Origin of the sequence: Candidatus Protofrankia californiensis, assembly GCF_900634765.1 — a bacterium.
GTDB lineage: Bacteria > Actinomycetota > Actinomycetes > Frankiales > Frankiaceae > Protofrankia > Protofrankia californiensis.
This window is the reverse complement of the sequence record NZ_CAAAFT010000334.1, coordinates 1-9,985: the sequence shown is the minus strand read 5'-3', so window position 1 is coordinate 9,985 and position 9,985 is coordinate 1. Positions and strand designations below refer to the sequence as shown.

The 9,985-nt window shown below is 70.4% G+C and carries 6 protein-coding genes; all 6 read left to right on the top strand.

Annotation, left to right across the window (positions count from 1 at the left end):
• Positions 1–459 (top strand): indole-3-glycerol phosphate synthase TrpC (locus DD1DGNOD_RS17550; RefSeq protein ID WP_131770643.1); only part of this gene is annotated, 459 nt, incomplete at its 5' end.
• A 46-nt stretch (positions 460–505) separates the two neighbouring features.
• On the top strand, positions 506–1,750 hold the full coding sequence (gene trpB, locus DD1DGNOD_RS17545) for a tryptophan synthase subunit beta (protein ID WP_131770640.1): 1,245 nt from the start codon (positions 506–508) through the stop codon (positions 1,748–1,750).
• Positions 1,751–1,809: 59 nt separating this feature from the next.
• Positions 1,810–2,697, top strand: a complete 888-nt coding sequence (gene trpA, locus DD1DGNOD_RS17540; RefSeq protein WP_131767565.1) for a tryptophan synthase subunit alpha — start codon at positions 1,810–1,812, stop codon at positions 2,695–2,697.
• 185 nt (positions 2,698–2,882) lie between these two features.
• Positions 2,883–3,944: a prolipoprotein diacylglyceryl transferase gene (gene lgt, locus DD1DGNOD_RS17535; protein WP_430827829.1), complete on the top strand. Its 1,062-nt coding sequence runs from the start codon at positions 2,883–2,885 to the stop codon at positions 3,942–3,944.
• 263 nt (positions 3,945–4,207) lie between these two features.
• Positions 4,208–8,767: a glutamate synthase large subunit gene (gene gltB, locus DD1DGNOD_RS17530; RefSeq protein ID WP_131770638.1), complete on the top strand. Its 4,560-nt coding sequence runs from the start codon at positions 4,208–4,210 to the stop codon at positions 8,765–8,767.
• Positions 8,768–8,961: 194 nt separating this feature from the next.
• Positions 8,962–9,985 (top strand): glutamate synthase subunit beta (locus DD1DGNOD_RS17525; protein WP_131770637.1); only part of this gene is annotated, 1,024 nt, incomplete at its 3' end.

Genomic DNA, 9,985 nt, shown 5'->3' with positions numbered 1-9,985 from the left:
GATTTCGTGGTCTCCCCGTACCAGATCTTCGAGGCGCGGGCGCACGGCGCCGACATCGTCCTACTGATCGTGGCGGCGCTGGAGCAGCCCCGCCTGGTCGGTCTGCTCGAGCGGGTCGAGTCGCTGGGCATGACAGCCCTGGTCGAGGTGCACGACGAGCAGGAGGCCGTGCGGGCGGTCGACGCCGGAGCCCGGCTGATCGGTGTCAACGCACGCGACCTGCGGACGCTGCAGGTCGATCGCGACACCTTCGCCCGGCTGGCGCCGCTGTTGCCGCCGGGGGTGACCAAGGTCGCCGAATCCGGTGTGCGCGGGCCGCACGATCTGCTCGCCTACGCCGCGGCTGGAGCCGAAGCGGTCCTGGTGGGGGAGGCCGCGGTGACGGGGACGGATCCCCGCCAGACTGTCGCGGACCTGGTCACCGCTGGCGCGCATCCGGCCACCAAGGTTGGTCGCTGACCGGCGCCACCGAACGGAGAGCATCACCGGACGATAGGTTGACACGATGACCCCCGCCGCGACCCCCACCGCCGGGTCCACCAGCGCGGGTGCCGTGCCGGTGAACCCGCTGCCCGACAGCGCCGGGCACTTCGGGCGCTTCGGTGGCCGTTTCGTTCCCGAGGCGTTGTTCGCCGCGCTGGATCAGCTGATCGACGCCTCCGCGCAGGCGCGGGCCGATCCCGGCTTTGCCGCCGAGCTGGGCGGGCTGCTCGCGACGTATGCCGGTCGGCCCACCGCGCTCACGGACGCGACCCGGCTGACCGCGCATGTGGGCGGTGCCCGCATCCTGCTCAAACGGGAGGATCTGGCCCACACCGGCTCCCATAAGATCAACAACGTGCTCGGCCAGTGCCTGCTCACCCGTCGGATGGGCAAGACCCGGGTGATCGCCGAGACCGGCGCCGGCCAGCACGGCGTGGCCACGGCCACGGCCTGTGCGTTGCTCGGCCTGGACTGCGTGGTCTACATGGGGGAGGAGGACACCGCCCGCCAGGCCCTCAACGTCGCCCGGATGAGGCTGCTCGGCGCCGAGGTCGTCGCCGTCGCCTCGGGCAGCCGCACGCTCAAGGACGCGATCAACGAGGCCATGCGGGACTGGGTGGCCACGGTGGACACGACCCACTACTGCATCGGCTCCGTGATGGGGCCGCATCCGTTCCCGATGCTGGTCCGCGACTTCCAGCGGGTCATCGGGGTGGAGGCGCGGGCGCAGGTCCTCGACCGGGTCGGCCGGCTGCCTGAGGCGGTGGTGGCCTGCGTCGGTGGCGGCTCGAACGCGATGGGGATCTTCCATCCGTTCGTCGACGACACCTCGGTCCGGCTGATCGGCACCGAGGCCGGCGGAGACGGGCTCGCCACCGGCCGGCACGCGGCCGCGATCGCCGGCGGCGCACCCGGCGTCCTGCACGGCATGCGCACCTTTCTCCTGCAGGACGCAGACGGGCAGACGCAGGTGTCGCACTCGATCTCGGCTGGGCTGGACTACCCGGGTATCGGCCCCGAACACGCCTGGCTGCACGAGACGGGCCGGGCGACCTACCGGGTGGTCGACGACCGCGCCGCCATGGACGCGCTGCGCCTGGTGGCGCGACTGGAGGGCATCCTGGTAGCGATCGAGAGCGCGCATGCGTTCGCCGCCGCGTTCGATGTCGCCCGGGAACTCGGCCCGGACGCCGTCGTCGTCGTGAACTGCTCGGGGCGGGGCGACAAGGACGTCGACACCGCGGCGAAGTGGTTCGATCTCCTCTGATGGCCGTCGCCAGCGGGAATCAGGCTGAACCAGCTCTTTACGGCGGAAATCGGGCGCCGATGACGGAACGGACCAGGGTGCGAAGTCTTTCGGGTGAACGAAGTCCTTCGGGTGAGCACAGCCGGTTGAGCCGGACCTTTGCCAGGGCCCGCTTCGACGGGCGGGCGGTGCTGGTCGGCTACCTGCCGGCAGGCTTCCCCTCGGTTGCCGGTGCGATCACGGCGATGCGGGCCCTCGTCGAGGCCGGGGTGGACGTCGTCGAGGTCGGCTTTCCCTACTCCGACCCGACCATGGACGGTCCGGTGATCCAGGCCGCGGCCGACGCCGCACTGCGCCGCGGAGTCACTACCCGTGACGTCCTGCGTACCGTGGAGGCAGTGGCCGTGACCGGCGTACCGGCGCTGGTGATGACCTACTGGAACCCGGTCGAACGGTACGGGGTCACCGCGTTCGCTCGAGATCTCGCGGCTGCGGGCGGAGCCGGGGTGATCACGCCGGACCTGCCTCCCGAGGAGGCCGGTCCATGGCTTGCGGCCACCGCCGAAGCCGAGCTCGACCCGGTCTTCCTGGTCGCGCCGAGCTCGACCGACGCCCGTCTGGCGCGCGTCGCCGAGGTCAGCAGGGGTTTCGTCTACGCCGCGTCGCTCATGGGCGTGACCGGCACCCGGGCGCGCGTGGGTGAGCAGGCCGCCGAGCTGGCCCGGCGGGTCCGGGCCGTCACCGACACGCCGGTCGCCGTCGGGTTGGGTGTGAGCACGCCCGGTCAGGCGGCCGAGGTCGCCGGATTCGCCGACGGAGTGATCGTCGGCTCGGCCCTGGTCAAGGCGCTGCTGGACGCCGAACGCGCGGGGGAGGATCCGCAGGCCGCCGTCGCGGCGCTGCGACGGATCGTGACCGGGTTCGCCGCCGGGGTACGCCAGCCCGAACCGTCCATGCCACGGGTGTAGTTCCCACCGTCCAACCCCGTCCTTGCGACTATCGGTGGCGTCCGGTGGTATCCGGTGGCGTGGAGCACGGCGAGGGGTCGGGTTACGGGCGGTATAGCTTGGCCTGTGTGGTCCTAGCCGCGATTCCCAGCCCCTCGACGGGCGTCCTGCACGCAGGTCCCGTTCCGCTGAGGGCCTACACCCTTATGATCCTGATCGGCATCGCGGTCGCGATCGTGATCACCGGGCAGCGGCTGCGCGCGCGCGGCCAGCCGGCCTATATCGCCACCGACGTGGCCGGATGGGCTGTTCCGTTCGGCATCGTCGGGGCGCGGATCTACCACGTCGTCACGAGCCCGGACGCCTACTTCGGCGCCGACGGAGACCCGGTCGACGTGTTGCGGGTCTGGCACGGTGGGCTGGGGATCTGGGGCGGGGTCGCCGGTGGGGCGCTGGGCGCCTGGCTTGCCTGCCGGCGGCGAGGGGTCGGCTTCGGCCTGTTCGCCGACGCCGTTGCCCCGGGCCTGGTCCTGGCCCAGGCGATCGGGCGGTTCGGGAACTGGTTCAACCAGGAGCTCTACGGGCGTCCGACCGACCTGCCCTGGGCGTTGCGGATAGATCCCGGGCACCAGCGTGTTCCCGGTGAGTCGCTTTACCATCCCACCTTCCTGTACGAGTCGCTGTGGAACGTCGCGGTGGCGGGCGTCCTGCTGTGGCTGGACCGCCACCGCAGGCTCGGTCGGGGCAAGCTGTTCGCGCTCTACGTGGTGCTCTACACCGCCGGGCGGGCGTGGATCGAGGCACTGCGCATCGACGAGGCACACACGTTCTTCGGAGTGCGGCTCAACGACTGGACGTCCCTGGTCGTGTTCACCGCCGGGGTGGCCGCCCTCGTGTTCCTGCGCCGCCCCGTCGATCCCGCGGTGGCTGCCCAGCTGCCCGCCGAGCCCACCCGCACCGATTCCGGACCGGCCACCGGCTCTGACTCCGACGGTCCGCCGTCCGGGGGCGACCCGGGTGAAGCAGGCGCCCGGGTGTCCGGGGCCGGTCCGGCTGAAGCAGGCACCCCACCGTCGGGGGCCAGTCCGGGTGGTGAAGCGGACATCCAGCCGTCCGGGGCCGGTCCGGTGCAGGCGAGCAGTACGGCGGAGGCACGCGGCCCGGTCGAGGGGAACGCGGCGGTCGAGGTCAGCGGCTTGGACGGGGGAGCCGGCCCGGCGCAGGCGGGCGGTGCACCGCGGCGTGCGGAGTTCACCGTCCGCGACTGACCGCGGGGTCGCTCGTCCCCTCGGCGGAAAAGCCGTGGTCGGCATCGGCGGAAAGTCGTGGTCGGCACACCGTCGTGCTGGAACGCGATCGCGTGCCCGGTTGGCCACATCCGGGTCCGTCCCGTTCGTGATCACGGCGGATCCTGTGCGCACGTGGCACACTCGTTATTGCGTCCGGCCGGGGCATTCCCTGTCGCGGCGGCGCGTCCGGACAGCGTCGTCCGCCTCTTGGAGATCCCCTGAAGACGGACAGGACCCGCCGGATGTCGATCGCACAAGGTTTGTACGACCCCACGTTCGAGCACGATGCCTGCGGGGTCGGGTTCGTCGTCGATGTTCGTGGGCGGCGTAGTCACGAACTGGTCGAACAGGGCCTCACCGTGCTGCGTAACCTTGATCATCGTGGTGCTTCCGGGTGCGACCCGGACACCGGGGACGGTGCGGGCATCCTGCTGCAGGTCCCCGACGCCTTCCTGCGTGACGTCGTCGATTTCCCGCTGCCGCCACCCGGCCGGTACGCGGTGGGTACCGCGTTTCTGCCGCAGGTCGCAGGCGACCGGGACGACGCGGTCCGCGCGATCAGCCGGATCGTCCGCGCGGAGGGCCTGCGGGTCCTGGGCTGGCGTGAGGTGCCGGTGGTCAGCCACATGGTCGGCCGGGCCGCCGCGGATGTCGAGCCGAGGATGCGGCAGATCTTCCTCGGCCTGCCCGGGGCCGTCGGTGCCGGCGACAGCGCCGGTGACAGCGTCGGCGACCAGCCCTTCGACCTGCTGGACCTGGAGCGCCGGGCGTTCTGCGTGCGCAAGCGGGCCCGCCGGGAGGCCGGGGTGTACTTCCCCTCCCTGTCGGTGCGCACCATCGTCTACAAGGGCATGCTCACCACCCACCAGCTCTCGGCGTACTTCCCCGACCTGGACGACCCCCGGTTCGCCAGCGCCATCGCCCTCGTGCACAGCCGGTTCTCCACCAACACCTTCCCGAGCTGGCCGCTGGCGCACCCCTACCGGTTCGTCGCCCACAACGGTGAGATCAACACCGTGCGCGGCAACCGTAACTGGATGCAGGCCCGGGAGGCGTTGCTCGCCAGCGACCTGATCCCGGGTGACCTCAGCCGGATCTTCCCCATCTGCGCGGACGGCGCCAGCGACTCGGCCAGCTTCGACGAGGTCCTGGAACTGCTCCACCTGGCCGGGCGCAGCCTCCCGCACGCGGTCCTCATGATGATCCCGGAGGCGTGGGAGAACCACGACGAGATGGACCCGGCCCGGCGGGCCTTCTACCAGTTCCACTCGACGCTGATGGAGCCGTGGGACGGCCCGGCGTCGATCGCCTTCACCGACGGTACGGTCATCGGCGCGGTGCTCGACCGTAATGGACTGCGTCCGTCCCGTTACTGGGTGACCGACGACGGCCTGGTCGTCATGGCCTCGGAGGTCGGTGTCCTCGACATTCCCGCGCACAAGGTGGTGCAGAAAGGCCGGCTGCAGCCGGGGAAGATGTTCCTGATCGACACCGCTCAGGGCCGGATCGTCGACGACGAGGAGATCAAGTCCGAGCTGGCCGCCGCCGCCCCGTACGAGGAGTGGCTGCATGCCGGCGTGATCGCCCTGGGCGACCTGCCCGAACGCGAGCACGTCATCTACGGGCACGAGTCGGTGCGCCGCCGCCAGCAGGTCTTCGGGTACACCGAGGAGGAGCTGCGGGTCATCATCGCGCCGATGGCCCGCGCCGGCGCGGAGCCGATCGGGTCGATGGGCACCGACACCCCGGTCGCGGTGCTCTCGGAGCGTCCGCGCCTGCTGTTCGACTACTTCTCCCAGCTCTTCGCGCAGGTCACCAACCCTCCGCTGGACGCGATCCGTGAGGAGATGGTCACCAGTCTCGGCCGCACGCTCGGGCCGGAAGGCAACCTGCTCGCGCCATCGCCGGCGTCCTGCCGCCTGGTGCACCTGCCGTTCCCGGTCATCAGCAACACCGAACTCGCCAAGATCGTCGGTATCAACGACGACGGCGACATGCCCGGGTTCGCGGCGGTGACCGTCCGTGGCCTGTACGACGTCGGCGGTGGCGGTGCGGCGCTCGCCGGACGGCTGCGGGAGATCTGCCGCGGGGTCAGTGAGGCGATCGCCGACGGTGCCCGCATCGTCGTGCTGTCCGACCGCGACTCCGACCGGCACAAGGCCCCGATCCCCTCCCTGCTGCTCACCGCCGCCGTCCACCATCATCTGATCCGGGAGAAGACCCGTACCAAGGTCGGTCTGATCGTCGAGTGCGGTGACGCCCGCGAAGTCCACCACGTCGCGCTGCTGCTCGGCTACGGCGCGGCCGCGGTGAACCCGTACCTGGCGTTCGAATCGATCGACAACATCCTCGACAGCGGCGAGCTGGACGGGATCACCCGTGACCAGGCCCAGAAGAACCTCATCAAGGCGCTGGGCAAGGGCGTACTCAAGGTCATGTCCAAGATGGGCGTCTCCACCGTGACCAGCTACACCGGCGCGCAGCTGTTCGAGGCGATCGGCCTGTCCCAGAAGCTCGTCGACACCTATTTCACCGGGACGCCGTCCCGGCTCGACGGGGTGGACATCGACGTCATCGCGGACGAGGTCGCAGCCCGCCATCACCGGGCGTACTCGGCGCTGTCCAGCGAGCTCGCCCATCGCAACCTGGACACCGGCGGGGAGTACCAGTGGCGCCGCGAGGGCGAGGTGCACCTGTTCAACCCGGAGACGGTGTTCCTGCTCCAGCACGCCACCCGCAGCCGCCAGTACGAGGTCTTCAAGAAGTACACCGCCACCGTCGACGAGCTGTCCAGGCACAATGCCACCCTGCGCGGCATGTTCGAGCTTCGCGAAGGGCTGCGCCCGCCGGTGCCGATCGAGCAGGTCGAACCGGTGTCGGAGATCCTCAAACGGTTCGCGACCGGGGCGATGTCCTACGGTTCGATCAGCGCCGAGGCGCACGAGACCCTCGCGATCGCGATGAACCGGATCGGGGGGAAGTCGAACACCGGCGAGGGCGGCGAGGACGCCGAACGTTACGTCCCCGACGCCAACGGCGACCTACGCCGGTCGTCGATCAAGCAGGTCGCCAGCGGACGTTTCGGGGTGACCAGCGAGTACCTCGCCAACGCCGACGACATCCAGATCAAGATGGCGCAGGGTGCCAAACCGGGTGAGGGCGGCCAGCTGCCCGCGCACAAGGTCTACCCGTGGATCGCGCGGACCCGGCACTCGACGGCGGGCGTGGGCCTGATCTCCCCGCCGCCGCACCACGACATCTACTCCATCGAGGACCTCGCCCAGCTCATCCACGACCTGAAGAACGCCAACACCCGGGCGCGGGTGCACGTCAAGCTCGTCGCCGAGGTCGGTGTGGGTACGGTCGCGGCCGGGGTGTCCAAGGCCCACGCCGACGTCGTGCTGATCTCCGGGCATGACGGCGGCACCGGCGCGTCCCCGCTGACGTCGCTGAAGCACGCGGGCGCCCCCTGGGAGCTGGGACTGGCCGAGACTCAGCAGACCCTCCTGCTCAACGGCCTGCGCGACCGGATCGTCGTCCAGGTCGACGGCCAGATGAAGACGGGCCGTGACGTCGTCGTCGCCGCTCTTCTCGGCGCCGAGGAGTTCGGGTTCGCCACCGCCCCGCTGGTCGTGGCCGGCTGCGTGATGATGCGGGTGTGCCACCTCGACACCTGCCCGGTGGGCGTGGCGACGCAGAACCCGGTGTTGCGCAAGCGCTTCACCGGCAAGCCCGAGTTCGTGGAGGCGTTCTTCACCTTCATCGCCGAAGAGGTACGCGAGTACCTCGCGGCGCTGGGCTTCCGCACCCTGCAGGAGGCCGTCGGGCACGTCGAGATCCTGGACGCGCGGGCCGCCGTCGACCACTGGAAGGCAGCGGGTCTGGACCTCACCCCGTTGCTGCACGCGCCGGAGCGGCCCTTCGGCGGCTCGCTGCACTGCACGACCGCCCAGGACCACGGGCTGGACAAGGCACTGGACAACTCCCTGATCCAGCTCTGCGAGGACGCACTCGAAGACGGCCGGCCGGTGTGGCTGGAGATGCCGATCCGCAACGTCAACCGGACGGTCGGCACCATGCTCGGCTACGAGGTGACCAGGCGTTACGGCGCGCTGGGCCTGCCCGACGACACGATCTCGCTGCGGTTCACCGGGTCGGCCGGGCAGAGCTTCGGCGCGTTCGTGCCGCGCGGGGTGACGCTCACCCTCGAAGGCGACACCAACGACTACGCGGGCAAGGGTCTCTCCGGCGGCCGGATCATCGTCTTCCCGCCGAAGGAGGCGCCGTTGCGCGCCGAGGAGAACATCGTCGCGGGCAACGTGCTGCTCTACGGTGCCACCGCCGGCGAGGCGTTCTTCCGCGGCATCGTGGGGGAGCGGTTCTGCGTCCGCAATTCGGGCGCGACCGCTGTCGTCGAAGGTGTCGGCGACCACGGGTGCGAGTACATGACCGGCGGCACCGTCGTCGTGCTCGGAGCTACCGGACGCAACTTCGCCGCCGGTATGAGCGGCGGCGTCGCCTACCTGTACAAGCCGGTCCGTCAGCGGATCAACACCGAGATGGTCGACGTGGAACCACTCGACGGGGACGACCGCGAGCTGCTGCTCGCACTGATCGCCCGGCACCGGCGGGAGACCGGCTCCACGGTCGCGGCCGGTCTGATCGGACGCTGGGAGGACGAGCAGACCCGGTTCGTCAAGGTGATGCCACGGGATTACAAGCGCGTGCTGGCGGCTATGAAGAAGGCGGAGGAGGACGGACTGCCCGCCGAGGATCTGATCATGGCATCCGCCCGCGGCTGAGCGGCGTCACAGCAGGCAACACCCGAGCGAACAGAGTCCTTCGCGGCAACGTCCCCGACAGCGTCCCCGTGAACCACGTCGAACACCGTCCCCGGCAAGCACCGTCCCCGCGACAACGTCTCGCGGGCGGTGCTCCAGCGGGTGGTGGTCGGCCAGACGAACACCACCGAACACCATCACCCGACAGGAGCGGCATGGCTGACCCGACAGGCTTCCTCAAGCATCACCGGGAGCAGCCCAGGCGCCGGCCCGTCAACGTGCGCATCACCGACTGGAAAGAGGTCTACGAGCCGTTCCCGGTCGGTTCCCTGCGTGACCAGGCCGCCCGGTGCATGGACTGCGGCATCCCGTTCTGCCACAACGGCTGTCCCCTGGGAAACATCATCCCGGAGTGGAACGACCTGGTGCGCCGCGCCGACTGGGACGAGGCGATCGAACGGCTGCACGCCACCAACAACTTCCCGGAGTTCACCGGACGGCTGTGTCCGGCGCCGTGTGAGGCTGCCTGCGTGCTGGGTATCTCCGACGACCCGGTGGCCATCAAGCAGGTCGAAGTGTCGATCATCGATCGGGCGTGGGCCGACGGTACGGTCCGCCCGGTACTGCCGTCGGTGCGCACCGACCAGCGGGTTGCCGTGGTCGGGTCGGGTCCGGCGGGACTCGCCGCGGCACAGCAGCTCACCCGTGCCGGTCACAACGTCGTCGTGTACGAGCGGGCCGACCGCATCGGCGGCCTGCTGCGCTACGGCATCCCCGAGTTCAAGATGGAAAAGCACGTCCTGGACCGCCGGCTCGCCCAGATGCGAGCCGAGGGGACGGTCTTCATATCGTCCTGCAACGTCGGTGTCGACATAACCGGGGACGAGCTGCGCGCCTCCTACGACGCGGTCGTGCTCGCCGGTGGTTCGACGATCGGCCGGGACCTGAACATCCCCGGCCGCGACCTCGACGGCATCCACCTCGCCATGGAGTACCTGGTGCCCTCGAACCGGGTCCAGCAGGGTGACCTCGCCGCGTCCCCGATCAACGCGGCCGGCCGGCGGGTGGTCATCATCGGCGGTGGCGACACCGGCGCGGACTGCCTGGGTACCGCGCTGCGCCAGGGTGCCCGCTCCGTGCACCAGCTTGAGATCATGCCGCGGCCGCCGCGGTCGCGGCCGGCGGCCAACCCGTGGCCGACCTGGCCGGTGGTCTATCGGGTGTCCAGCGCGCACGAGG

Coding starts and splice junctions, on each gene's coding strand:
- gltB (WP_131770638.1), top strand. CDS start 4,208: ATGTCGATCGCACAAGGTTTGTACGACCCCACGTTCGAGCACGATGCC.
- trpB (WP_131770640.1), top strand. CDS start 506: ATGACCCCCGCCGCGACCCCCACCGCCGGGTCCACCAGCGCGGGTGCC.
- trpA (WP_131767565.1), top strand. CDS start 1,810: ATGACGGAACGGACCAGGGTGCGAAGTCTTTCGGGTGAACGAAGTCCT.
- lgt (WP_430827829.1), top strand. CDS start 2,883: ATGATCCTGATCGGCATCGCGGTCGCGATCGTGATCACCGGGCAGCGG.